General features: G+C 43.1%; 21 protein-coding genes. 6 read left to right on the top strand and 15 right to left on the bottom strand.

The genetic code is table 11. From position 1 onward, the window contains the following. The 3 genes from hisD to ACWF5P_RS05075 are packed head-to-tail and all read right to left on the bottom strand — an operon-like array spanning nucleotide 1 to nucleotide 3,114. Complete coding sequence (gene hisD, locus ACWF5P_RS05065; protein WP_260358751.1) at nucleotides 1–1,281, bottom strand: histidinol dehydrogenase; 1,281 nt, start codon at nucleotides 1,279–1,281, stop codon at nucleotides 1–3. A 26-nt stretch (nucleotides 1,282–1,307) separates the two neighbouring features. Further along, a complete protein-coding gene (hisG, locus tag ACWF5P_RS05070; RefSeq protein WP_034311625.1) occupies nucleotides 1,308–1,937 on the bottom strand; it encodes an ATP phosphoribosyltransferase in 630 nt (209 codons plus the stop codon). Then, on the bottom strand, nucleotides 1,930–3,114 hold the full coding sequence (locus ACWF5P_RS05075; protein WP_101223729.1) for an ATP phosphoribosyltransferase regulatory subunit: 1,185 nt from the start codon (nucleotides 3,112–3,114) through the stop codon (nucleotides 1,930–1,932). The genes hisG and ACWF5P_RS05075 overlap by 8 nt, the downstream gene beginning before the upstream one ends. A gap of 487 nt (nucleotides 3,115–3,601) precedes the next feature. Here ACWF5P_RS05075 and ACWF5P_RS05080 point away from each other — a divergent pair, with 487 nt between their 5' ends. From ACWF5P_RS05080 to ACWF5P_RS05090, 3 genes are all read left to right on the top strand, one after another. After that, nucleotides 3,602–4,660: a processed acidic surface protein gene (locus ACWF5P_RS05080; RefSeq protein WP_452444671.1), complete on the top strand. Its 1,059-nt coding sequence runs from the start codon at nucleotides 3,602–3,604 to the stop codon at nucleotides 4,658–4,660. Nucleotide 4,661: 1 nt separating this feature from the next. Beyond that, the gene (locus tag ACWF5P_RS05085; protein ID WP_452444672.1) at nucleotides 4,662–5,303 is read left to right on the top strand and encodes a class D sortase; all 642 of its coding nucleotides are present in this window, start codon (nucleotides 4,662–4,664) and stop codon (nucleotides 5,301–5,303) included. Between the two features lie 63 nt (nucleotides 5,304–5,366). Next, nucleotides 5,367–5,510 carry a hypothetical protein gene (locus tag ACWF5P_RS05090; RefSeq protein WP_434168087.1) on the top strand — a complete coding sequence of 48 codons (144 nt, stop codon included), beginning with the start codon at nucleotides 5,367–5,369 and terminating at the stop codon, nucleotides 5,508–5,510. A gap of 35 nt (nucleotides 5,511–5,545) precedes the next feature. On the opposite strand, the gene ACWF5P_RS05095 is transcribed toward ACWF5P_RS05090, so the two are convergent. The 10 genes from ACWF5P_RS05095 to ACWF5P_RS05140 form a co-directional block, all read right to left on the bottom strand. Next, nucleotides 5,546–6,064, bottom strand: coding sequence for a DapH/DapD/GlmU-related protein (locus ACWF5P_RS05095; protein WP_434168088.1), 519 nt, complete (start codon nucleotides 6,062–6,064; stop codon nucleotides 5,546–5,548). Beyond that, a complete protein-coding gene (ppaX, locus tag ACWF5P_RS05100) occupies nucleotides 6,061–6,729 on the bottom strand; it encodes a pyrophosphatase PpaX (protein ID WP_434168089.1) in 669 nt (222 codons plus the stop codon). The genes ACWF5P_RS05095 and ppaX overlap by 4 nt, the downstream gene beginning before the upstream one ends. Further along, complete coding sequence (locus ACWF5P_RS05105) at nucleotides 6,719–7,663, bottom strand: nucleoside recognition domain-containing protein (RefSeq protein WP_101223734.1); 945 nt, start codon at nucleotides 7,661–7,663, stop codon at nucleotides 6,719–6,721. Before ACWF5P_RS05105 ends, ppaX begins: the two co-directional genes overlap by 11 nt. Before the next feature lie 27 nt (nucleotides 7,664–7,690). Continuing rightward, nucleotides 7,691–8,503, bottom strand: coding sequence for a prolipoprotein diacylglyceryl transferase (gene lgt / locus ACWF5P_RS05110; protein ID WP_434168090.1), 813 nt, complete (start codon nucleotides 8,501–8,503; stop codon nucleotides 7,691–7,693). Nucleotides 8,504–8,529: 26 nt separating this feature from the next. Beyond that, a complete protein-coding gene (gene hprK, locus ACWF5P_RS05115) occupies nucleotides 8,530–9,465 on the bottom strand; it encodes an HPr(Ser) kinase/phosphatase (RefSeq protein WP_101223736.1) in 936 nt (311 codons plus the stop codon). Between the two features lie 551 nt (nucleotides 9,466–10,016). Further along, complete coding sequence (locus tag ACWF5P_RS05120) at nucleotides 10,017–11,117, bottom strand: DUF4097 family beta strand repeat-containing protein (protein WP_402943519.1); 1,101 nt, start codon at nucleotides 11,115–11,117, stop codon at nucleotides 10,017–10,019. 501 nt (nucleotides 11,118–11,618) lie between these two features. Continuing rightward, nucleotides 11,619–14,498, bottom strand: a complete 2,880-nt coding sequence (uvrA, locus tag ACWF5P_RS05125; RefSeq protein ID WP_101223738.1) for an excinuclease ABC subunit UvrA — start codon at nucleotides 14,496–14,498, stop codon at nucleotides 11,619–11,621. Between the two features lie 6 nt (nucleotides 14,499–14,504). Next, nucleotides 14,505–16,490: an excinuclease ABC subunit UvrB gene (gene uvrB / locus ACWF5P_RS05130; RefSeq protein WP_101224004.1), complete on the bottom strand. Its 1,986-nt coding sequence runs from the start codon at nucleotides 16,488–16,490 to the stop codon at nucleotides 14,505–14,507. Between the two features lie 218 nt (nucleotides 16,491–16,708). Beyond that, nucleotides 16,709–16,939, bottom strand: coding sequence for a CsbA family protein (locus ACWF5P_RS05135; RefSeq protein ID WP_101223739.1), 231 nt, complete (start codon nucleotides 16,937–16,939; stop codon nucleotides 16,709–16,711). A 190-nt stretch (nucleotides 16,940–17,129) separates the two neighbouring features. Continuing rightward, the gene (locus ACWF5P_RS05140; RefSeq protein ID WP_434168091.1) at nucleotides 17,130–18,707 is read right to left on the bottom strand and encodes a catalase; all 1,578 of its coding nucleotides are present in this window, start codon (nucleotides 18,705–18,707) and stop codon (nucleotides 17,130–17,132) included. Between the two features lie 260 nt (nucleotides 18,708–18,967). On the opposite strand from ACWF5P_RS05140, the gene ACWF5P_RS05145 reads away from it, so the two are divergent. Together ACWF5P_RS05145 and ACWF5P_RS05150 are read left to right on the top strand one after the other, a co-directional pair. Beyond that, nucleotides 18,968–21,190 (top strand): MMPL family transporter, encoded by a 2,223-nt coding sequence (locus ACWF5P_RS05145; RefSeq protein WP_434168093.1) that lies wholly within the window; start codon nucleotides 18,968–18,970, stop codon nucleotides 21,188–21,190. Nucleotides 21,191–21,385: 195 nt separating this feature from the next. Next, nucleotides 21,386–21,919 (top strand): YceI family protein, encoded by a 534-nt coding sequence (locus tag ACWF5P_RS05150; RefSeq protein ID WP_101223742.1) that lies wholly within the window; start codon nucleotides 21,386–21,388, stop codon nucleotides 21,917–21,919. 55 nt (nucleotides 21,920–21,974) lie between these two features. On the opposite strand, the gene ACWF5P_RS05155 is transcribed toward ACWF5P_RS05150, so the two are convergent. Continuing rightward, nucleotides 21,975–23,030 carry a FecCD family ABC transporter permease gene (locus tag ACWF5P_RS05155; protein ID WP_101223743.1) on the bottom strand — a complete coding sequence of 352 codons (1,056 nt, stop codon included), beginning with the start codon at nucleotides 23,028–23,030 and terminating at the stop codon, nucleotides 21,975–21,977. Beyond that, on the bottom strand, nucleotides 23,027–24,031 hold the full coding sequence (locus tag ACWF5P_RS05160; protein WP_452444673.1) for a FecCD family ABC transporter permease: 1,005 nt from the start codon (nucleotides 24,029–24,031) through the stop codon (nucleotides 23,027–23,029). The genes ACWF5P_RS05155 and ACWF5P_RS05160 overlap by 4 nt, the downstream gene beginning before the upstream one ends. A 180-nt stretch (nucleotides 24,032–24,211) precedes the next feature. On the opposite strand from ACWF5P_RS05160, the gene ACWF5P_RS05165 reads away from it, so the two are divergent. Beyond that, nucleotides 24,212–25,201 (top strand): ABC transporter substrate-binding protein, encoded by a 990-nt coding sequence (locus tag ACWF5P_RS05165; protein WP_434168094.1) that lies wholly within the window; start codon nucleotides 24,212–24,214, stop codon nucleotides 25,199–25,201. Nucleotides 25,202–25,429 lie beyond the last annotated feature (228 nt).

Consider the following 25,429-nt stretch of genomic DNA (forward strand, 5'->3'; position numbering starts at 1 on the left):
CTATTTACCGGATTCATTCACACCACGTGATTCAATGGCACGGGCGTGAGCCTCAAGTCCTTCCATTCGGGCAAATGCTGCGATTTTTTCTGCATTTTTGCGGAAGGCCGTTTCACTATACATGATGATGCTTGATTTCTTTTGGAAATCATCCACATTAAGCGGACTGGAAAAACGGGCGGTTCCATTGGTAGGCAGCACATGATTGGGACCTGCAAAGTAATCACCGACGGGCTCCGAACTAAATCGGCCAATGAAGATTGCTCCGGCATGACGGATTTTAGACATGATTTCAAGTGCATCATGGGCCACAATTTCCAAATGTTCCGGTGCAAGTTCATTAATCGCTTCAACAGCTTCCGCCATATTCCCGCATACAACGATTCTTCCATAATCCCTTATTGATGCTGCAGCAATATCATGGCGTGGAAGTAACGCCACCTGCTTGGTCACTTCTGCGGCCACTTCTTCGGCAAGAGTCGTTGACGTCGTCACCAAAACACTGCAAGCACGGGCATCATGCTCCGCCTGTGACAGCAAGTCTGCCGCAACTTCTGCAGCGATGGCGGTTTCGTCCGCCAATATCGCTATTTCACTTGGACCTGCTATCATATCAATGGCGACATCTCCAAATACTTCCCGCTTCGCTAACGCCACATATATATTTCCCGGACCCACTATTTTATCCACTTTCTTAATCGTTTCCGTCCCATAAGCGAGAGCAGCTATTGCCTGTGCCCCTCCAACTTTATAGATTTCCTTCACCCCGGCAATTTTGGCAGCTGCCAAAACCGCTGGCGATAATTTTCCATCCTTCCCTGGCGGAGACACCATAACGATCCTTTCCACCCCCGCGGCCTTCGCAGGCAACGCATTCATCAGTACTGACGAAGGATAGGCTGCTGTGCCTCCAGGTACATAAACACCTACAGCATCAAGAGGTGTCAATTTTTGTCCTAGCATCGTTCCCGTATCATCAGTCGTAAACCATGAATTTCGAATTTGTTTCTCGTGAAACATTCGGATATTATTCGCGGCTTCTTGTATAATATCAAGCTGCTCAGCAGTTAAAGATGCTGTCGCTTCTTCCATTTCCTGTTCCGATACAAGTAATTCCCCTGCACTGACACCATCGAAACGTTCGGTATAGGTATGTAAAGCGGCGTTTCCGCTTTTCCTGACATCATAAATAATATCCTGAACCGCTTTTCTTTGATCGGCAGTACCTGCATCAACCGAGCGTTTCAGTGAAATCCCTTCAGCAAACCGTTCTATTTTCATACCTTCACCTCATTAGCTATTCTTTACTATTCAATAATTTCTGCTAGCCGTTCCACGATTTCGGTAATCCTTGCTTCTTTAATTCGATAGCTGACAGGGTTTGCCACCAGCCTCGAAGTCACATTGGCAATTTTCGCATATTCCACAAGACCGTTTTCCTTCAATGTCCTCCCCGTAGAAACGATATCGACGATTCGTTCAGCCAAACCTATTAACGGTGCTAACTCAATAGACCCATTCAACTTTATAATCTCGACTTGCTCCCCCTGCTCGCGAAAATAACTGGAGGCAACATTCGGATATTTACTGGCAATTTTAGGGGCGATGTCACTTATCTTCGTACCAGGCAGTCCAGCTACAGCTAAATAGCAGGCACTGATTTTCAAATCTAGTAACTCATAGACATCACGTTCTTCCTCTAACATGACATCCTTTCCTGCAATTCCAATGTCAGCGACGCCGTGTTCCACATAGGTTACGACATCCATCGGTTTAGCTAAAATGAACCGCAGATTTTCCTCTTCCACTTCAAGGATCAATTTCCGGGAATCATCAAACTCGGGAGGGAGACGAAAACCGGCCCTTCTTAATAGCTCTGCCGCTTCTTCAAAGATTCTTCCTTTCGGCATGGCAATCGTTAAAAAGCTATTATTCATCTTTTCCATACCCCCCATTCCCTACGAATAAATGAACTTCAGAAAATGTCCGTGTAAAGGCATCGACATTTTGGACGACCGTAATATCCTGAATCGTTACCAATTTTCCTTCGGTGCGTTTAATTCTTGCAAATTCAATGGCTTCCAATCTTCGTTCGGGACTATATAAAATACATTCTGGCGCGACAGGCTGGATCGGCTCCCCAAGAGCTTCTGCAAGACGATCCACCCGGATTGCAAAACCTGTGGCCGAAGCATTCCAGCCGAACTTCTCAAGCAGATTATCATACCGGCCGCCATTGCCGATTGGCGAACCGACTTGTCCGGCATACACTTCAAATAAAGTTCCTGTGTAATAGCTCATATGACTGACCAATGTTAAGTCAAAGCTCACATATTGTTCAACGCCAAATTCTTTCAGCTGCGCAGACAATTCCTTCAGTTCAGCCAAAGAATCCTGCCCTTTATTATTTTCAACCAACCCCAGCGCCTTCATCAGGGTCCCTTCACTGCCCCTTAATGAGGTGAATTCGATAAGCCGTTGCTTATCAATGGATGAAAGCGGCAGTGATTTAACATGCTCGCGATAACCAACATAATTCTTTTCATACAAAAACTTCCTTAATATAGAGGCTCTTTCCTCCGTACCTAGAATGCTCAAGAAAAATTCTTGCAGAAATCCAATATGCCCAATGGAAATTTTAAATTCCTGAAGCCCGGCAGCCTTTAGAGCATCCGCAAGCAGGGCAATCATTTCAGCATCGGCACTTATAGACTTATTTCCAATGCACTCAATACCAATCTGTTCGAATTCTGCCGGCCTGCCTCCTTCACGCTGCTGTGCCCGGTATACATTCGCGGAATAGGCCAGGCGAAGCGGAATTTGCTGTTTTAACAGTTTGGATGCTGCCACCCGTGCAATGGGGGCTGTCATCTCGGGACGGAGTACGAGCGTATGCCCCTGGGAATCGAGAAGTTTAAACAACTGTTGATCCAATATTGCCGAAGCCTCGCCAATTGTTTCATAATATTCCAAAGCAGGCGTTTCAATAAATTGATAGCCCCACTTCTTGATTTCATCACTCATTTTATTTCTGGCCAACACCTTCGTTTCATACAGTACCGGCAATGTATCTCTCATGCCTAACGGTTTTTCAAACATAAATGGCTTTGTCACGACTGCACATCCTTTTGAATTGATTACTATCTATATCCAATCGGTCCGCCTGTAGGCACAAACCGATGCATCCATTCCTTATTTTGTTTATCTCTTTATCATTCCAAGGTTTCACGCTTAAATCCAAATTTCGGATAACATATAAAAATAGTATCAAATAAAATGACATAATCATATTAATACTCACAATAATCTATTAAATCACTTTAGTTCGCTAATATGGTAGCAGGTTGAAGTTACTAATAGTTTACTCTCGCTCCCATCTTACGTCAAGGAAAATATGCCTAATTCCATTACTTCAAACTACAGCTGTCTTTAATATTCTTCATGATCGGTTTAAGTCCAAACTCAGGGAGTTGCACCTTTTTACCTAGATGTTTCTCCCTATCTTTAGCCATTCATTGTTATTAATGTATACCTTTTGGTATAGCTGCTTTATAATATTTAGGAGTTTGGTAATATTATAAAATTTTAGGGGGAAATGGGAATGAAAAAATATTTTTCATTTTTTGTGGCTCTAATCGTTCTTTTTTCACTGGGTTCAAGCGGGACGATGGGTTTTGCCGCAACTAAGATCAACCAGGATGAGCTTAATGAATACCTTTCTGAAGTTAGAATGACACAAGAAGAATTGGAAGAGTATTTATCCTATTACGACTTAACATTGAATGAACTGAAATCGGTAGAAGAGTTGCGTGATACATTAGGACCGGCCGTCACTCCTGAGACCTTACAGAATCTACTTAAACAATATGAAATGACAGAAGCTGAACTAACGGAATTATTAATAGAATACGGTGAACTGGAAGAGGGAGATTCCATCATCGATACCTTCCATTTCATTTACGACATTGAGGATATCATCGATTTAGAAATGGATTATGATGAGGACGCGATGGATTATGATGAGGAAAAGATCATCGATTTAATGGATGGCCTCTTTACTGATATCGGTCTAAAAGACGAAGAGCTCGACAGATTCATGAATCATCTCTTGCCTATCATCGAAGACCCTTCTTTTGAAGCTCGTTTAATGGCGATCTCCGATAGAATGAATCAACTTGATAATTTCGAAACAATTGATGAATTGTCTGCAGAACAAGTGGCTGAATTGCTTTCTATTTATAATGATCTTCAAAGCTTGCTGCAAATTCAATTCAAATTCGCCTTAATTCAGGATGGTGTCACAACAAACCTATCCCTTGAGGCTTTATTCCAGCTTAAGGAAATAACGAATGCTAGTTTACTAGTTTCGATTTATGATTTAAACGGCAATTTTTTGCTCGATTTTATATTGACAGGTAAAATGATCGGTTCCGATTTAGTGAAAGAAACCGGTAATGACATTAAACAGTCCACCGAGGTCATTTCTAAAGTGGCTGAGGTACAAAAAGAAAAGAAGAAACCCGCAAAACCTGAACACAAAACGGAAAAAGGCGGAGTGCTTCCTAAAACGGCCGGTCATTACTTATTCGGTGCTTTAATCGGTTTAGTGTTGATGGGTATCGCTTTCGGATTAATTAGAAAAGCAAGACTCACTAATTAAGATGAGTAAAAATAGGCAATCCAGGCATAAGAAAAAATGGTTACTTGTCACTGCTGTTTGCTTTTTAACCTTAGGTTTTTATTTTACAACGACAAACGCCTATACACTGTTAAAAGGCTATGCCCTGTATAAATGGAATGAATCTGCCACAACGGAAGCTACAGCTAAGCTCCCCGAACCGAAGACGAAGGCAAATATTCCCGATGGGCTTGAACTATATGAAGAACGGCCGGAGACAGGAGATTTGATGGGTCAGCTTTATATTCCAACAATTGAGGCAACACTCCCAATTTATCACGGAACGGACGAAGATGAACTTGAAAAGGGCGTCGGTCATTATGCAGGCTCCGTCCTCCCAGGTGAAAAGGATAATTCCGTTTTATCCGGGCACCGAGATACAATTTTCAGAGATCTAGGTGAAGTCGGCGAAGGCGACTTGCTGATTGCCAAGACAGAAGCCGGTTCATTTACATATAAAGTGAGGAAGGTTCGTATCGTCGATGCAGATGACCGTACCGTGATCGTTCCCAAGCCTAAAGCCACACTTACAGTAACAACCTGCTATCCTTTTTCATATATTGGTAGTGCACCGGAACGGTACGTATTGGTTGCCGATTTATTGAAATCGGAAATAGTTAAATGAGATATGGGGCTGAAGTTGTTCAGCCCCCTCTTGATAAATAGATGATAGGAGGACAAGCTCAATATGGATAAACAGGCACAGGAAAGGTTTTTTCGAGTTTTAAAAGAAACGTATGAAGCTACGGTGAACCAGGAATATATATCAATCAACGAAGTCATGAAGCATCTAAAGAATGAACTGACTCCGTTATACCCAAAATGCCATTAAAAAGGACCTGCCGCATATATGGGCAAGTCCTTTTTTCACAAGGAAGTTTGCTGCTCCCTCTCAAGCATTTCTTCTTTGGTATATATGATTTTCATTGGATTTCCCCCGACGAAAGCTCCCTCTGGAACATCCTTATGGACAAGCGTACCTGCAGAGACAATCGCCCCATTTCCGATTGAAAGTCCTGGAAGAATGGTCGAATTGGCTCCAATCAATACTTCATCCCCAATGACTACATCTCCTAAACGATATTCCTGAATCAAATATTCATGTGCAAGAATCGTCGTATTATAGCCAATGACAGTATTTCTTCCAACTGATATTTTTTCCGGAAACATCACATCGGGCATGACCATCAAGGCAAACGAAGTATGCTTTCCGACTTTCATATGTAAAAAAGTCCTGTACAGCCAATTCTTCATGCCCAGAAAAGGCGTATAGCGCGCTAGCTGTATCACCACAAAATTCTTGACGACTTTCCAGAACGGAACGGTCTTATATACATGCCATAGTGAATTAGCCCCTTCAACTTGATAGCGGGACGTGCGTCTCATTTTCTAGCCTCCGTGAGCTTTTCAACCTCAACGATATTCAATAAATCCGCCATATGCTCAAGCATATAATCAGGGTGATAGCTTTCCAGGAATTCACGGCCTTTAATGGACCATGAGACCCCTGCCGTTTTTGTACCTGTGTTCTTCCCTCCCAGAATATCATGATAACTGTCCCCAATCATGATCGCCTCTTCAGGCACCGAACCGAGTTGATTTAAAGCTTTTACCAAAGGCTCTGGATCCGGCTTTGCTTTTTCCACCTCATCCAGTGTGACCACCACATCAAAGAATTGATCCAGTTTGCTTAAACGCAGGCCCTTTTCGACGACATCACGCTTCTTTGTCGTAACGACTGCCAATTTATAGCCGCTCTGCTTCAATGTTTGAACGGTTTCGAACACACCGTCAAATTGTGTGACAAGCAAATCATGGTTCCTCCAATTATGCTCCCGATAGTAAGCGATCATTTCATCCACTCGTTTTGGATCAATGGAAGAGAAAGTATCGACCAAAGTCGGTCCGATAAATGGAATGATATCTTCCCGATTGAACTTTCCAGGACAAAAGTGGTTTAACGTTTCTGTAAATGAGGCGATGATCAATTCATTTGTATTGATCAACGTCCCGTCAAGATCAAATAATAATGTATTTATGTTACTGTTCATATACAGCTTCCTTTCTCTGTACCCTGTCAGCCCGATTCCATATATACGCAACGGCCATCGTTAAAACAATGGCAGTGAGTATCCGAATAAGTAATAACGGCAAGACCGGAATCCCCAGCGGAATAAAAATCAATGTATCTTCTACAACAGCATGGCAGGCAACTAAAAAGATGAATGCAATCGTCATATCCTTCTTCGAAACATTATCCTCTTTAGCCGCTTGAATCATCACCCCTGCCCCATATGCCAAACCGAGAGTCAGGCCTGTAACGAAAGGCATGGAAGCATTCGGCTTCATCCCCAGGACCTTCATGAAGGGTGCAAGGGCTTTCGAGAAGGCTTCCAGCCACTTTAAATCTTTCATGATTTGAACAGCCACCATGAGCGGAATAACGATGACCGCCAGCTGGCCAATTCCTGAAAGGGCCTGGATGACCCCATGCAAAAGGATCGCTCCCGCTCCGTTAATCTCTGCAGCCTCCCCGATAGCCGTTCCCTGGGCCATTTCAGATCCGCCCTGCCAAACAAGATTGATGACGACCGCGGACAAAAGCGCAAGCCCGATCCGTACTGTTAGGATGACCCACAGCTTGACACCGGTTTTCATCGCAACACCTGACTCAATCAATAAATTATGTGAAAAAGATAGCATCATAGCGATGATAAAAACTTCTTTCACAGTCAAATCAAGCGTTAATATGCCAGCAATCGCTGCGTATAAATTCAGGAAATTCCCTAATACAAGAGGAATTGCAGCATCCCCTGGAAGACCGATGAGATTCATCAAAGGCGCTATCAAGTTGATGATGAATGGCAATACAGGCGTATATTGAAGCACAGTGACGATCAGAGTAACCGGAAATATCACTTTCCCCAAAGACCAGGTTGTATTCAAGCCTGAAAGAAGTCCCTTTTTAACCGAATCTACTATCACTATGCCCTCTCCCTTTACACATATTACCTATGCATCTAAATATCTTTTGTCTGCATGCCCGCGGACCCTTCTATAGACCACCAAAGCGATGGCTACAGCTACCAATACAATCGAGATCACTTGTGCGATACGCAGTGAATCCGTCAGCATCAAACTGTCCGTCCGCAATCCTTCAATGTAATAACGTCCGATGGAATACCATATTACATAGGTTAAAAACAGTTCCCCCCTGCGCAAGTTCACTTTACGTAAACTTAAGAGAATAATGACACCGAGGATATTCCAAATCGATTCATACAAAAAGGTCGGGTGATAATACGTACCGTTTATGTACATTTGATTTATGATGAATTCAGGCAAATGCATATTTTCAAGGAATGACCTTGTTATTTCTCCCCCATGCGCTTCCTGATTCATGAAATTACCCCAACGGCCAATCGCCTGCCCCAACAATAAGCTCGGTGCAGCAATATCCGCCAGCTTCCAAAATGACACTTTCTTGACCTTGGCAAACACGATTGCAGTCAGTACCGACCCAATCAACGCACCATGTATGGCGATTCCGCCATTCCATATTTTAATGATATCTCCCGGGTTTTGTGAATAGTACTCCCATTGAAAGATCACATAATAAATACGGGCACTTATGATCGCGATTGGGACAGCAAACAAAATCATGTCAGTAAAAATTTCCTTATCAAGACCTCTTCGCTCAGATTCCCTTAAAGCGATTATAAGACCCAATAACACACCGAAACCGATGATGAGTCCATACCAATGTACCTGGATGGGACCTAGATCTATCGCTATTGGATTCAGCGGCTGAATTCCTTGTTCCATTTTGTCCCCTCTTTTCTTATAACCTTTTAAAATTCATCATGTTCCGGATCTGCAATTGCGTGGTTCAAGCGATCTGAAAACTGTTCCGCTGCATTTACTCCCATTCGCTTCAGGCGGTAATTCATGGCTGCCACTTCAATGATGACAGATAAATTTCGCCCTGGACGGACAGGTACGGTAATTTTCGTCACTTCCGTATCAATGATTTTCATTTTTTCTTCATCAAGGCCAACCCGGTCATACTGCTTGTTTTTTTCCCATAGTTCCAGATTGATGACGATTGAGATCTTTTTATTGCTGCGGACTGCGCCAGCTCCGAAAAGTGTCATTACATTAATGATTCCCAATCCTCTTATTTCTAGAAGATGTTCGATTAAATCCGGGGCATTCCCGACCAGCGTATCTTGGTCTTCCTGCCTGATTTCGACGCAGTCATCGGCTACGAGACGATGACCCCGTTTCACTAATTCCAGGGCTGTCTCACTTTTACCGACGCCGCTTTTCCCGGTGATCAACACACCTAACCCATAGATATCCACCAAAACACCATGAACAGCAGTAGTTGGTGCCAACCTGCTTTCCAGGAAATTGGTCAGACGGCTGTATAACCTTGTTGTCTTCATATTAGATCTCATCACAGGAACGGATTCCCGCTCAGACGCTTCGATCAATTCTATCGGCACTTCCTGACCACGCGTAATGATGATGCCTGGAGTAAAGTCCCTGCATAACTCTTCCATCCTCTGTACTCGATCCGGTTCATTCAGCCGATTAAAAAAGGACATCTCCGTCATACCTAAAAGCTGTACTCGATCTGCGGGATAATAATCAAAAAAACCGGCTATTTCAAGTCCGGGACGAGATAAATCACTCGTGACGATCGGTCTGTTAATTCCTTCTTCCCCACTGATAAGTTCTAGACCGAACGCTTCTACTATATCCTTTGTACGGACTTTTGCCATATATCTTTCCTCCTTTTGGAGTGATGCTATTTTTTGAGATACTTTTTCTATTTTAGCATTTTTCTGTTAATAACCAAACAAAGCATTATCGATTTATTGTTTTTTTATTCACTCCACCCGGATGGGCCAAGTGAACTGGAAAGAGATGAGAGGAACATACATGAATCCTTACATCAAAATAAAAGAAAGCCAGCCAATTTATATTGGCAGGCTCACTTTGCAGACAAAAGGGATCTGAAACGTATCTTTCATCAAATGATGTTCCCGAACCAACTCCAAAGCAACTCCTTAGGTATGGTTCCGATACAAATTGGATGTTGATTTCCGCTCAAGAAACTCGCTTTCCGCGGGCGGTCGTGGAGCCTCCTCGGCTTGCTCCTGCGGGGTTTCACCTAGTCGCGCTTTTCACGCAGGAATCTCGTACCTTCCTCTCCAATCAATCTTGTTATTAAATTTAGAACAAGCCATAAAAAAACTGCAGGCAAACTCGTTTTCCATCGAGTTTGCCTACAGTTTGAGCCACCAGTGGTATCAACGGCCTTTCCCTTTCTTCAGGAAACCGTTATCGCTGCAGTTTTGGTTTCTGCAAAAACATGAAGCACAGGAACCTCTTCTTTAACCGTCTTAAACTTAAGGACCTTCTGAACCACATCACTTTTCTCTTCGATGATTGTCATCCCTTCCAAAGTTACATTAAAGCTTCCTAAATTTGACTTCAATTCTCCTTCGATCGCCTTACCTGGCGGCAGGGTCAACTGGACTTTTCCAGTGACTGACTTTGCATGGATCGAATCGCAATCCATCCCTGAATTCGTACAGATGATTTCCCCATTGAACGTTTGGACATCCAATTTCTTGAAGTATCCAGCAGCATTAATCGCTCCATTCAGGGTCTCGGCTTCCAAGTCATTAAAGTTGGTATCTGAAATGGTGATCATCCCATTACCTGTTTCAAGCTCACAGAAATCACCCGTACCCTGCATGATATGAATGGCACCATTTGCCGTTTTCGCTTTAAGCTTCTCTGATTTCAGTGATTCAGTCGTGATTGCGCCATTGAACATCCTTACATGGATGTCCTCATATTCCTTCCTTGGAATGTACATGATTGTATCAACCTTTATGGATTTTTCACGAACCTTGAACTTCAATTTTCCATTTTCAATCGTGAAATCGACTTCTTCCAAAAAGTTTTTCCTGGCTTCTTCTATTTCTTCCACACGGTATACCTTAGCTTGGCATTCAACCCGAACATCATCATGGTCCCATGCGGCGATTTTTATTTTCCCATTTGCTATATCTACATCAACCTCATCCAAGAAATCATGTTCATGCTGAAAAATATGACTGACCTCCACAGACTTCCCGAAATTGAAATCAAGATCCGTTTCTTTGATTTTCTTAAAAGCACTTTCAACGAAATCAATAATCTTTTCTTTCGATGACTGGATATTCTTTTTAAACGTATCCTGAGTGCTTCCTTCACTTTTCTTATCCACGACTACCGTCGATAATTCGTTTTGCAATTTTTGCTCTTTAGCTTCACTTTCCTGACTGGCTTTTTCTAATTCTTCCAAAAGGCCCAAGGCTTCTTCCGCCGATAACTTTCCATCCTGAATCATTTCTAAAATCTTCTTTCTTTCCTCCTGCATGAACATTCCTCGCTTTCTTCTACCATTTTATTCATACATACGCCTAGATATCTAAAAAGTTTCATAAATACCGTTTTTCCCATCTTTCGACAAAGGAAAATGACAATTTCCGAAAAGGAAGATGTATGATTTCCCCGGAAATATCTTGTTTTCCCATTCTTTAATCAAATGATTGATTAAATGCACACTGTCATTTTTCTACAAAAAAACAAGCCTGATGGCTTGTTCCTGACTGTAGACAAATTCGAAGAAAACGAGTTTGCCTGCAGTTTTATTATTACTTTTACAATTCAGGTTGATTTCCGATCCAGGCACGTGCTTTTCCCGCAGGAGTCTCGCACCTTCCTCTACAATCAACTTCGTTTAAAAAATTAAGCTAGAAATCCATACATAAGGAATTGAACTGCTTTGGGTCAGTTGGTTCGGACATCCATTTGATGAAAAGATACGTTTTCCGAACCCCCTTTAGTGGATAAACTGAAACTCGCCAACCGGCTTCTTTTAAGCATGTTCATGCTCAGTTTCTTTTTCTTCAATCCAATTTTCCATGCGGATTTGATCACGGGTAAGTACAGGTTTTAAGTATTTTCCCGTGTACGATTCGGAAACTTCACATATTTTTTCAGGTGTTCCGTAAGTGACGATCGTACCGCCCTTATCTCCGCCTTCAGGTCCCAGGTCAATAATGTGGTCCGCCGTCTTGATGACATCCAGATTATGCTCGATCACCAAAACGGTATCCCCATTGTCAACCAGCCGCTGCAGAACCTGGAGCAGCCTTGCTATATCGTGGACATGTAGACCGGTAGTTGGTTCATCCAAGATATAGAAGGAGCGCCCAGTGGATCTGCGATGCAATTCGGAAGCAAGTTTCACCCTTTGCGCTTCACCGCCTGATAAAGTGGTGGCAGGCTGTCCAAGCTTGATATAACCCAAACCAACATCATAAATCGTTTGCAGCTTCCGTTTGATTTTTGGGATATTTTCAAAGAAACTAACGCCTTCCTCGACTGTCATATCGAGAATGTCGGATATGTTTTTTCCTTTATATTTCACTTCAAGTGTTTCCCGGTTATACCTTTTACCATGACAGATTTCACATGGAACATAGACATCTGGGAGAAAATGCATTTCAATCTTGATAATCCCATCACCACGGCATGCTTCACAGCGGCCGCCCTTAACATTGAAACTGAACCTTCCTTTTTTATAACCGCGGATCTTCGCTTCATTAGTCGAGGCAAACACGTCACGAACATCATCGAATACACCCGTATAGGTAGCTGGATTCGATCGTGGGGTTCTGCCGATAGGTGATTGGTCAATATCAATGACTTTATCTAAATGCTCAATTCCCTTGATTTCACGGAAATCACCTGGTCTGGCTTTTGCCCGATTCAGTTTTTGAGCCAATGACTTATGGAGGATCTCATTCACCAATGTACTTTTCCCTGATCCGGAGACTCCCGTTACGGCTGTAAAGACCCCAAGCGGGAATTTCACATTAACGTTTTTCAAATTGTTTTCCTTGGCACCTTTTATTTCAATGACACGGCCATCATTTTTCCGGCGTTCCAATGGCAATGGAATGAATTTCTTCCCTGCTAAATATTGCCCCGTTAAGGATTTAGGATTATTCATGACCTCTTCCGGAGTTCCAGCGGCCACTATTTCCCCTCCATGCGCTCCTGCTCCAGGACCAACATCGATCAAATAATCCGCAGCAATCATCGTATCTTCATCGTGCTCGACAACAATGAGGGTGTTCCCGATTTCGCGCATATTCTTCAATGTTTCGATCAATCGATCGTTATCCCTCTGATGCAGCCCTATTGAAGGTTCATCCAAAATATATAGGACTCCCGTCAATCGGGAACCGATCTGCGTCGCCAATCTTATACGCTGCGCTTCACCGCCTGATAAAGTTCCCGCTGCCCTGCTCAACGTCAAATATTCCAAACCTACATTAGCCAGGAAACCGAGCCGCTCACGAATTTCACGTAAAATCAATCTCGCAATTGCAGCTTCTTTTTCAGTCAAATCAAGCTCATCGAAAAATACTAACGCATCCTCCACTGATAAAGCTGTCGTTTCACTAATATGGACCCCTTGAATGAGCACGGAAAGACTCTCTTTTTTCAATCGATGACCCTTACAGGTTGGACAGTGATGTTCTGACATGTATTTCTGCATTTGCTCACGAATAAAGTCAGAACTCGTCTCCTTGAAGCGCCTTTCGATGTTTCTTAAAACTCCTTCAAAAGGAATATATCCTTCTTGCACTCTTCCAAAATCATTTTTATAACGGAAATATATCTTATCTTTGCCTGAACCAAGCAAGACCTTATCCATCTTCTCTTCCGGTAAATCCTTAACGGGCACATCCATATCTATCCCATAATGGTTTGCCACCGCTTCAAGGAGCTGAGGGTAATATTGAGAACTAGTCGGCTCCCATGGCGCAATTGCATGTTGACGGAGGCTTAATTCGTTATTCGGGATGACCAGATCACGGTCCACCTCCAGCCTTGCCCCCAAGCCATCACAATCCGGGCAGGCCCCAAACGGGCTATTGAAGGAAAACATTCTAGGCTCTAACTCTTCAATCGAAAATCCGCAGTATGGACAAGCATGATGTTCACTGAACAGCAGCTCTTCCTCACCCATGACGTCAATGATGACTTTACCTTCGCCAAGCTGCAAAGCACTTTCCAATGAATCTGCAAGCCTGGCCATGATACCCTCTTTTATGACGATCCGGTCTATGATGACTTCAATCGAATGTTTTTTATTTTTTTCGAGAGTGATCTCATCGCTGAGGTCATGCATTTCCCCGTTCACACGAATGCGGACATATCCTTGTTTCTTAACTTCCTCCAAAACTTTCGCATGTGTCCCTTTTCTGCCTGAGACTAGCGGTGCCAATACTTGAAGCTTGGTTCGCTCAGGGTAATCAAGAATGCGGTCCACCATTTGCTCTATCGTTTGTGAGGTGATTTCTATATTATGGATGGGACAGGTCGGCCTGCCGACCCGTGCAAATAACAGCCTTAAATAATCATAGATCTCCGTAACAGTCCCTACGGTTGAACGAGGATTTCGACTGGTCGTTTTCTGGTCTATGGAAATGGCTGGTGACAAACCTTCTATCGCATCGACATCCGGTTTATCCACTTGGCCTAAGAATTGACGAGCATAAGCGGAAAGTGATTCCACATAACGTCTTTGCCCTTCTGCATAAATCGTATCAAAAGCCAAGGAAGACTTTCCAGATCCGGATAATCCGGTCAGCACAACAAGTTTGTCTCTCGGTATCGTGATATCAATATTCTTTAAATTGTTGGCCCTGGCGCCTTTTATCACAATTTTATCCATTGCCATGTTTCGTCACCCTTCCGCTTTTAACTCTAGTAATAAATCACGCAGCTCGGCAGCTCGCTCGAAGTCCAGTGCCTTTGCCGCTTCCTTCATTTCTTTTTCCATGCTTGCCATCACTTTTAAACGCTCTTTTTTAGGAAGCTTCGCGAGGCTTGGTGCAAGGTCTTCCTTATACTCTTCGCCTTCTTCGGCAACATGAGTCGCCCTTATGGAGTCGCGGATATCCTTTTGAATGGTTTGAGGCAATATTCCATGCTCTTTATTATAATTTTCCTGGATTTCACGGCGCCGCCTCGTTTCATTGATGGCAAGTTCCATCGAATTCGTGATTCGGTCTGCATACATGATGACGTGGCCGTTCGCATTACGGGCTGCACGGCCCATCGTTTGAATAAGCGAACGTTCCGAGCGAAGGAACCCTTCTTTATCGGCATCCAGAATGGTCACTAACGACACTTCCGGAATATCGAGGCCTTCCCTTAAAAGATTGATTCCAACTAGAACATCATATTTGCCCATTCGAAGTTCCCGGATGATTTCTATCCTTTCCAAGGTCTTCACTTCCGAATGAAGATATTGGACCTTGATGCCGATTTCCTTTAAATAATCAGTTAAATCCTCAGACATCTTTTTCGTCAAGGTCGTTATGAGCACACGCTCGTTCTTTTTGACGCGTTCCTGAATTTCACCGATCAAGTCATCTATTTGCCCTTCAATCGGCCGCACTTCCACCGTCGGATCCAGCAATCCGGTAGGACGGATGATCTGCTGAACCATTTCCGGGGTATGTTCGAGTTCATATGGTCCCGGAGTTGCCGAAACGAATATGGATTGATGGACCTTTTTTTCAAATTCCTCAAATCTTAGCGGGCGGTTATCTTTCGCAGACGGCAGACGGAAGCCATGATCGACGAGCACTTGCTTACGCGCCTGATCTCCATTGAACATTCCGCGGATTTGCGAGAGGGTTACGTGTGATTCATCCACGACCAATAGGAAATCCTCTGGAAAGTAATCTATTAAAGTGTATGGTGTCGCACCTGAGGGACGAAGCGTCAAATGGCGGGAATAGTTCTCGATCCCTGAACAAAAGCCCATTTCACGCATCATTTCCAAATCATAACGGGTCCGCTGCTCCAAGCGCTGCGCTTCAAGGAGTTTTTCATCTTCCCTTAATTCCTTCAATCGTTCTTCCAGTTCCGTTTCGATATTTTGAATGGCTATCCGCATTTTCTCTTCGCGGGTTACGAAGTGGGAAGCCGGGAAAATGGCGATATGATCCCGTTCACCGGTAATTTCGCCAGTCAGGGCATCGACTTCACGAATACGGTCAATCTCATCCCCGAAAAACTCGACCCGTACGCAATGTTCATCACGTGAGGCCGGGAAAATTTCGACCACGTCGCCGCGAACGCGGAAGGTCCCCCGTTGGAAAGCAATATCATTACGTTCATATTGAATATCCACGAGTCTGTGCAGCAAGGCATTCCGGTCTATCTCCATGCCTGTTCGGAGGGAAACGACCATCTCCCGGTACTCTTCAGGAGAACCGAGTCCATATATGCACGAAACACTGGCAATGATGATGACATCTTTCCTTTCGAACAAAGACGAGGTTGCCGAGTGACGCAGTTTATCGATTTCATCATTGATGCTTGCATCTTTCTCGATGAATGTATCCGTGGATGGAACATAAGCCTCTGGCTGGTAGTAATCATAATAGCTAACGAAGTACTCAACGGCATTATTAGGGAAGAACTCTTTGAACTCACTATAAAGCTGCCCTGCCAACGTTTTATTGTGGGCAATGACAAGAGTCGGTTTATTGATTCTTTGAATCACATTGGAAACGGTGAACGTTTTCCCTGTCCCCGTTGCCCCCAATAACGTCTGCATTTCCTTGCCTTCCTTAATCCCTTCGACCAGCATTTCAATTGCTGCCGGCTGATCTCCTTGAGGAGAGTATTTTGAGACTAACTCAAACTTATCCTTCACCAAGCATAGCCTCCTATTGAAATATTTTTATATGAAAACGGGACATAACTATATCCCTTCTATTTATTCCGGTTTGATAAAGCATATATACACATTCTACCACAATAGCCTTAAAACAAACCAGCAATAAGCGAACATCCATTCTATTTTTGTTTTATGGACTTCATGATGTGTTGAGGGGAATTACAAGTTTGGGTACAAAAAAAGCACCTTTTGTGTCAGGCGCTCTTGGATGTACGTTTCATCATTCTTTTTGATAACCAAAATCCCACTGTTAGGGATAAGGCATCGACGATGATCAATAAGTTTGTATGCGTATAACCTTTATATGCGGAAGCTGTAATCAAGGCAACAGTTAAAACAAGGCCCACGACATTGTTATAGGTGACCCTTGAAAATAGCATGACGAGTAGACAAGGAAGGAAAAGGGCAGAAAGAAATTTAATCATTTTTTCATCTCCTTTATAAGAGAAAAATAGAGTAGTTTCAGTTTAAATGATTATCAAGTTTTTTGCCAATCAATTTCCCACTTGATTTTCAAGGCATCATCAGAAGAACCTTCCACACTTCCATCAATTATGCCCATTAAAAAAAGAGGCAAACCCCTTTATAGGGAAGTTTGCCTCTTTTTTAGTCCCATCAATATGGATCCGCTTCATGTCCTTTACTAACGGCATCCTCAGGGTTATCCGTCCCGCCCAGTGGTTTTGAAGATTCCGTATGTTCAGAAGCCGAGGCCAGTCCCTCTTTCAATCTGCGGCCATACTCTTCATCGGCCTCTTCGGCAAGTGCTATCATTTTTTCCTGAATGCGCTTGTCGGCAGGAGCCAATGCCGCCACTAAATTGGAAATTAAATCGTCCTTTTCCCAATCCTCGAATTCACGGAATGTTTCCCCGGCCTGTTTCGTATTATTTTGACGATCGATTGTCTCACGAACAAGTTTCCCTTCCACCATAGGTGTATGCTCCTTGCCCGTCTGCTTGGCTTCTTTCAAGCCGCCGACAGTTGATGGTTCGTAGTTGATGTGGGGGCTTTGGCTGCCTCTGCCAACTTCATATTGCATCTGTCCGCCAGTCTGATTCGTGGCTGTTCGTTTTTTCGGAGCATTGATCGGCAATTGCAGATAATTCGCGCCAACACGGTGACGCTGTGTATCGGAATAAGAGAATGTACGTCCCTGTAACATCTTGTCATCAGAAAAGTCCAGTCCATCCACTAGGACACCTGTGCCGAATGCAGCCTGTTCGACTTCAGTGAAATAGTCTTCAGGGTTTCTATTCAATACCATCGTACCGACATGCAGCCAAGGGAACTCATCTTTCGGCCAGATCTTCGTATCATCCAGCGGATCGAAATCCAACTCAGGATGATCATCATCACTCATGATTTGTACGTTGAGATCCCATTCAGGATAGTCCCCGCGTTCGATCGCTTCATAAAGATCCTGTGTGGCATGATTGAAATTCGTAGCTTGAATTTCATTGGCCTCTTGCTGTGTCAGGTTCTTGATCCCTTGTTTCGGTTCCCAATGATACTTGACAAGCACTGCTTTCCCTTCCTCATTCACCCATTTATAAGTATTGACCCCTGATCCTTGCATCATGCGATAGTTAGCTGGAATGCCCCATGGGGAAAACACAAAGGTAACCATATGGAATGTTTCAGGCGAACTCGAGCAAAAATCGAAAATCCTCCTGCCGTCCTGAATATTCGTGACCGGATCCGGTTTGAAGGCATGAATCAAATCCGGGAATTTCATGGCATCACGGATAAAGAAAATTTTCAGGTTATTGCCTACAAGATCCCAGTTTCCGTCTTCCGTATAAAATTTAACGGCAAATCCCCTTGGGTCACGTAACGTTTCCGGGGACGTCCCTCCATGAATAACAGATGAAAATCTCACGAATACCGGGGTTTTTTTACCTTCTTCCTGAAAAACCTTCGCTCTCGTATATTTTGAAATCGGCTCGTCCCCCGCCTTACCGGTCGGAACGAAATAACCATGCGCACCTGCACCGCGGGCATGCACAACCCGTTCAGGGATACGCTCCCTATCGAAGTGGCTGATCTTTTCCAGGAAATCATAGTTCTCAAGTGTACTAGGTCCTCTGTTCCCTACAGTTCTAATACTCTGGTTATTCGTTACCGGGTGCCCTTGCCTGTTCGTTAATGTTTCTTTCGATTCATCATTTGTTTTTTTTGATTTATCAGACAAAAAAATCCCTCCCTTGTTAATAAAAGCCACAATACTACTATACTTTCCCCCATCTCCTATATTTAACTCTTCAATCTTCAAAATTTAATTGAAATTAGTAAATAAGTACTTTTCCCCTATATATCGATGAGCAGATTTTCATGCCATTAACGACTTGAAGCATTTAGCAGTTGGAGTGAGCATACCCATTTTTGTATATGTCAACAGCACACCATTATAATGAACTAAGGATAAAAAAATCAAAAAGCGGGGTGCCTTCATTGGACGAATCAATATTAGGAAAACTTGGCAGGATGATGACAGGAAAAATCAGTCGTTGGGTTGTCATTGCTGTATGGATAATTGCAGCAATTGGATTAACCATCACATTGCCTGCCGTTAATGATCGAACAGCAAATAATGCCGCCGACTTGCCTGAAGACTCACCTTCCGTCGTGGCTGATGAACTTATTAAAGAAGAGTTTCCAAATTCCTCTGGAATACCTGCCCTGCTTACATGGCATCGGGAAGGTGGACTGACAGAGGCCGACTTGGCCGAAATCCAGTACCTTTCCAAGGAATTGACAGATAACCCTTTGACACAGCAGTCTTTTTTACCGCCGCTTCATGAAATTCCGTTGCCTGCTCTTCAAGGCTCGGTTTCAGAAGATGGAACGACTTTCGTACAGCCGCTTTTCTTTAAAGAAAAGACCGAGACTGAAATTCTTGAAAAAAATCTTGAGAGCATTAATGAAATAGTTTCGGAACGCATTGGATCTGACCCATTCAAGGTCCCTACAGATTCAGATGAATTATCACTTCGAGTGACAGGCCCTGTAGGGATATCCGTCGATGCAACAGGATTATTTTCAGGTGCTGATTTCAAATTGCTATTAGCGACCGTAATACTTGTACTTGTCGTATTATTACTCATTTACCGTTCCCCGCTTTTAGCCATCATCCCTTTAATCGGAGTAGGCTTCGCCTATATTGTCACAAGCCCGATCCTTGGATTCATGGCAGATCATGGTTGGATTACAGTCGATTCACAGGCCATTTCGATCATGACCGTATTATTATTCGGTGCCGGAACGGATTATTGTCTATTTTTAATTTCTCACTACAGAAGTGAATTAAGAAATCATGAAAGCAAACGGAAAGCCATGATCGCCGCATTTAAAGATTCATCAGGCGCCATTGCGATGAGCGGCCTTACGATCGTCATCTCGCTGCTAACATTGCTTGTAGCGAAATACGGAGCCTACCACCGTTTCGCTGTACCATTCAGCTTGTCCATTTTAATTATGATGCTGGCAGCTTTAACACTTGTACCGGCATTGCTTTCTGTATTCGGAAGGGCTTCCTTCTACCCAATCGTTCCGCGTACACCAGAAATGGAAGAAATACGGGCTAAGAAAAAGGGAAAAGCCGTCAAAAAGCATAAAGAAGGCCGCATCGGTAACTGGATTGGTCATATCGTCACAACCAAGCCATGGACCGTCATTCTTACATGCTTGATCATCTTCAGTGTATTAGCTGGATATTCTTCACAAATAAAATATTCATATGATATTCTCTCTTCCTTTCCTGAAGATATGAACTCCCGTGAAGGCTATTCTGTCATTTCCGACTCGTACTCACCGGGTGAACTGGCACCAGCCACAGTGGTTGTAGACACGAATGGTGAAGATATCGATTTAGCGCCGACATTAGAAGGGATGAATATTGTTGAAAGTGTGGCCGATCCAGTCACAAGTAAATCCAATGAAGATCTGCAATCCTATGAGGTCAAATTCAACATCAACCCATATGATATCGAGGCAATTGATTCCATTCCGGAAATCCGCACAATTGCGGAGAAAGAATTGAAGGCCGCCAATATATCTTCCGTCGAAGATAAGGTTTGGATTGGCGGGCAAACTGCGACGCAATTCGATAAAAGGGATACCGTAAAGGCAGATGAATTCATGATCATCCCGATCATCATCGTCCTGATTTCCTTACTCCTTTTAGCCTACTTGCGATCTGTGACAGCCATGGTGTATTTAATGGGGACAGTGATTCTCTCATTCTTTGCCGCTATGGGCTTAGGTTGGATAATCCTGCACTATTTCATGGGTGTCGATGCCATAGAGGGGACGATTCCACTTTATTCTTTCGTATTCCTTGTTGCACTTGGAGAAGACTATAACATTTTCATGGTTTCAAGCATTTGGCGTAAGAAAGAAACGATGCCAATCAAGCAGGCCATCAGAAAAGGCGTTGCCGAAACTAGCGGTGTCATCACTTCTGCCGGAATAATCTTGGCAGCCACTTTTTCCGTTCTAGCCACACTTCCGATTCAAGTATTGGTTCAATTCGGGCTCATTACTGCTCTTGGTGTGTTAATGGACACATTCATTGTGCGCCCGTTCCTTGTTCCTGCGATTACCGCCCTGCTTGGCCGCCATGCCTTTTGGCCAAGTAAAGTGACCGATCAAGAAGAGAAAGATCATGCCAATTAATTAAGGTAGTCAGCTTTACTTTTCTTCATAATGAAAAACCCTGTGCCTCATAAATGCACAGGGTTTTTCATGTTTTCAAAATTAAGGAAAACTTTCATTTGACACTATTGCTTCCACCTCTTATAATTACATTAAGTTAAGATATCTCAAATTAAAGATATATAAATTCAAGATTAATAATTAGGAGGAATTATCATGACCAATACAAAATGGACAGTCGACCCGACTCACAGTGCTATTGAATTTTCCGTAAAACATATGATGATCGCTAAAGTAAAAGGAAGTTTTAATAAGTTCGAAGCAAACATTCTAGCAAACCCATTGGATCTAACAACTGCAGAGATCGATTTTACCGTTGATGTGGCCAGTATTGACACACGCAATGCAGACCGGGATAATCACTTGCGTTCCGCTGACTTCTTTGATGTAGAAAAAAACCCTACATTAACATTCAAATCAACAAAAATTGTGAAAACGGATGAAGATGAATACGATGTAACTGGAAATGTGACTCTTAATGGAATCACACAAGAAGAAACTTTCAGCATCACCTTCGAAGGCCAAGGAAAAGATCCATGGGGAAATGAAAAAGCAGGCTTTAGCGGAAAAGGTAAAGTCAAACGCAGTGATTATGGTTTAACCTATAACGCAGCTTTAGAAACAGGCGGCGTACTGATCGGCGATCAAATCACGCTTACCATCGAAATCGAAGTTGCAAAAGAAGCTTAATTAATAAAGAAGCAGCCATCCTAGGGATGGCTGCTTCTTTCTACATTTACCGGTGTTACGAATTCCTCGTTTTATAAAGTAAATAAATGAAGTATGGTGCCCCGATGCTCGCTGTGAAGACACCAGCCGGTATTTCCAAAGGTGAGAATAGGGTCCGTCCAATCAAATCCGCCACCATAACCAGGATGCCGCCAAGCAAAGCTGAAGTGGGCAGTAACACTCCAAAACTAGAACCAACAAGCCTTCTGGCCATGTGTGGGGCCATTAATCCAACAAAGCCTATTCCTCCAGCAAAAGCTGTGGAACCCCCAATCAAGGCCGTACTGATCATCAATAATGTAAACCGTTGTTTTTGGACATGTCCCCCAAGACCCGTTGCAAGGTCATCGCCAAGCTCCTGTAAATTAATATTTCTGGCATACAGGAAGGCGATTAATAGGAATAGAATCGTCCATGGTGCCAGAACAGCGATATTATTCCAGGTGGAGTTAGACACTGACCCCGTGATCCAAAGGTTGGCCTGGCTCGCTTGATAGACTGGACCAAGAATCATCATCATCGTAGTGAGTGCCTTCATTAAGGCCATCACCCCAATTCCGATCAACACAAGCCTGATCGGGGGAACTCCATTTTTCCAGGCTAATGAATAAACAAGTAAGGCGACGACTGTCGCCCCAATGAACGCAGCTAACGGCAGCCAATTGATGCTCACCGTTAATGAATGATTCTTATCACTAAAAATGGCCAAGAATCCAACGACCGCCACTGTCGCTCCTCCCGTTATCCCCAAGATATCAGGCGAAGCAAGTGGATTCCGAATCATCCCTTGAAGGATTCCGCCAGCAACAGCAAGGCCCATCCCCACCAACAGGGCAACAATTATTCTAGGCAGGCGGAAAGATTGGATGATAAGCCGATCGCTCTCCGTTCCCCCTCCGAAAAGGACCTGGAGGACACTTAGCGGATTTATATTCATTTCACCCACGCCAGTACTGATCACAAACACTAGTGAAGTGACTACAAATAATATGAAAATCACGATCATAGCTTTTTTATCCATCAAGAATGATATTTTTTCATTAAACAAACGAAAGCTCTTATATGACTTCATCGACCGCTGAACCCCTTTCTAGCTATATAAATAAAGAATGGGGTCCCTATTATGGCTGTCATGACTCCGACCGGAACCTCTCGAGGCATCAGGATATACCTGGATATGACATCGGCCGCAATCAAAAGCACCGCCCCGAAAAGTCCAGAGAAGGGAATCAGCCAGCGATGATCGATGCCTACTATAGAACGGGTAAGATGTGGAACGACGATTCCTATAAAGCCAATCGGACCCGCAACCGCCACTGATCCGCCAGCGAGAAGGATGATTGCCAGCCCCAGAACCAGCTTAAGGAAAACTATATTCAATCCAAGACCTTTTGCAACATCCTCACCCATGGACAACACATTCATTTTACCGGACATGATCAAGGCAAGGCCCCAGCCTACGACAAGATAAGGCAGGACAGCAACTAAATTGTCCAGACTTCTACCGGAGACGGATCCGGCAAGCCAGAATAGGACTTGCTCTAAAAGAGCCTCATTAGAAACAAGAAGACCTTGTGTAAGTGAAGCTACCATGGCCGTCATGGCTGCACCAGCCAATGTCAGCTTCATAGGTGTCAAGCCGCCTCGTCCCATGCTTCCAATCAGATATATGCTTATCGCGGCTATGGCCGCCCCTATGAATGACAGCCATGTGAATACTTGAAGATTACTTATTCCAAAAACGGTGACACCTGTTACAACCGCCAATCCCGCCCCGGCGTTGACCCCGAATATATCTGGAGATGCGAGGGGGTTTTTAGTTAGCGTTTGCATTAACACCCCGGAAATGGCCAAACTTGCACCGATTGCCGAAGCTATCAGGGCCCGCGGAAGTCTGACTGATTGAATGACAATGTGTTCGTTCGTCCCATTGAAATCGGTAAAAGCATCGATGGCCATTTTCCACGTTGTATCTGTATAACCGTATACAATGCTTGAGCACAGTAAAAATAGCAGCAAAAGAATGGTAATGAACAGCCCCATCCATTTCTGCCATGAATTTTTTAATAACATATCCAGTTACCTTTCCAATCACGTTTGTATAGTAATATTTTACTGGTCTAAACAGGATTATGTCAACGAATTTGAGAATCATTTTCAATTATATATTGACAGAAAAGTATATTCATTTTATGATGATGCTGTTAAGTGCGAATGATTATCATTTGCCGGAAAATTGGGAGGGATACATAGATGTTTAGATTTAAGTCATTATTAACGATTTTTACAATATTTGCAGTCTTCCTTCTAGCAGCTTGCGGGAATTCGGATGAGAAAGCCGATGGAAATAAAGCTGAAGACAAGAAAGAGGAAAAAAGCTACACAATTGAGCATGCCATGGGTACTGCCAAGTTAAAAGAAACACCTAAAAGAGTGGTCGTTCTAACAAATGAAGGCACTGAAGCATTGCTTGCTTTAGGAATTAAACCTGTTGGTGCCGTTCAATCATGGCTTGGTGACCCTTGGTACGACCATATTAAAGATGATATGGATGGGGTCGAAGTTGTTGGTGTTGAACATGAAGTTAATTTAGAGAAAATCGCATCACTGAAGCCTGACTTGATTATCGGAAGCAAGATACGCCAAGAAGCTGTTTATGATAAATTAAATGCAATCGCCCCTACCGTTTTCTCGGAAACGTTAAGAGGAGATTGGAAAGAAAACTTTAAACTATATGCAAAAGCCTTGAACCTTGAAGAAAAAGGGAACGATGTAATTGCAGAATTCGATAAAAACACAGAAGATCTTAAAGCTAAATTGGGTGATAAAGTAAATCAAGAAGTTTCCATTGTTCGTTTCATGGCTGGAACTACTCGTATTTATTACACAGATTCATTCTCTGGAGTGATTTTCGATCAATTAGGATTTAAACGTGCAGAACAACAGAAGGAACTTTTCACTGCAGATAATAAATTAGGCAACCTTGCCATTGAGGTTGGGAAAGAAGTCATCCCTAAAATGGATGGAGATATTCTCTTCTACTTCACTTACGCTCCTGAAGGCGACAAACAAGCCCTAAGCACAGCAAAAGAATGGACGAATGATCCACTTTGGAAAAACCTTGATGCAGTCAAAAATGGAAATGCCCATGAGGTTAGCGACGCAACATGGAATACAGCTGGCGGAGTAATTGCAGCTAATAAAATGCTTGAAGATATAGAAAAGATCATGCTTGAAAAGTAATAATACATTTCTATTGAAAAAGGCCTTTCTCGATATAATTCGAGAAAGGCCTTTTCATTTTTTCAAATTCATTTCAATTGAGGTTTTGTCTTCATCGAAGTATAAGTATTATTGAAATTATTATTAGCCTACATGAAATCGTCTCGGCAACTATTTTCTTCTATATCGATCACATCAAGAATAATAAATTTTTAGCATGGAATTACGACGCTATTCCAAGTGATTATG

It is taken from the genome of Peribacillus sp. NPDC055009 (genome assembly GCF_053608705.1).

Bases quoted from the DNA above. Each gene is read 5' to 3' on its own strand.
- ACWF5P_RS05150 (WP_101223742.1), top strand. From the start codon at position 21,386: ATGACCAATACAAAATGGACAGTCGACCCGACTCACAGTGCTATTGAA.
- ACWF5P_RS05160 (WP_452444673.1), bottom strand. From the start codon at position 24,031: ATGTTATTAAAAAATTCATGGCAGAAATGGATGGGGCTGTTCATTACC.
- hprK (WP_101223736.1), bottom strand. From the start codon at position 9,465: ATGGCAAAAGTCCGTACAAAGGATATAGTAGAAGCGTTCGGTCTAGAA.
- ACWF5P_RS05155 (WP_101223743.1), bottom strand. From the start codon at position 23,030: ATGAAGTCATATAAGAGCTTTCGTTTGTTTAATGAAAAAATATCATTC.
- ACWF5P_RS05165 (WP_434168094.1), top strand. From the start codon at position 24,212: ATGTTTAGATTTAAGTCATTATTAACGATTTTTACAATATTTGCAGTC.
- ACWF5P_RS05085 (WP_452444672.1), top strand. From the start codon at position 4,662: ATGAGTAAAAATAGGCAATCCAGGCATAAGAAAAAATGGTTACTTGTC.
- hisD (WP_260358751.1), bottom strand. From the start codon at position 1,281: ATGAAAATAGAACGGTTTGCTGAAGGGATTTCACTGAAACGCTCGGTT.
- ppaX (WP_434168089.1), bottom strand. From the start codon at position 6,729: ATGAACAGTAACATAAATACATTATTATTTGATCTTGACGGGACGTTG.
- ACWF5P_RS05135 (WP_101223739.1), bottom strand. From the start codon at position 16,939: ATGATTAAATTTCTTTCTGCCCTTTTCCTTCCTTGTCTACTCGTCATG.
- ACWF5P_RS05095 (WP_434168088.1), bottom strand. From the start codon at position 6,064: ATGAGACGCACGTCCCGCTATCAAGTTGAAGGGGCTAATTCACTATGG.
- ACWF5P_RS05080 (WP_452444671.1), top strand. From the start codon at position 3,602: ATGAAAAAATATTTTTCATTTTTTGTGGCTCTAATCGTTCTTTTTTCA.
- ACWF5P_RS05090 (WP_434168087.1), top strand. From the start codon at position 5,367: ATGGATAAACAGGCACAGGAAAGGTTTTTTCGAGTTTTAAAAGAAACG.
- hisG (WP_034311625.1), bottom strand. From the start codon at position 1,937: ATGAATAATAGCTTTTTAACGATTGCCATGCCGAAAGGAAGAATCTTT.
- lgt (WP_434168090.1), bottom strand. From the start codon at position 8,503: ATGGAACAAGGAATTCAGCCGCTGAATCCAATAGCGATAGATCTAGGT.
- uvrA (WP_101223738.1), bottom strand. From the start codon at position 14,498: ATGGCAATGGATAAAATTGTGATAAAAGGCGCCAGGGCCAACAATTTA.
- ACWF5P_RS05120 (WP_402943519.1), bottom strand. From the start codon at position 11,117: ATGCAGGAGGAAAGAAAGAAGATTTTAGAAATGATTCAGGATGGAAAG.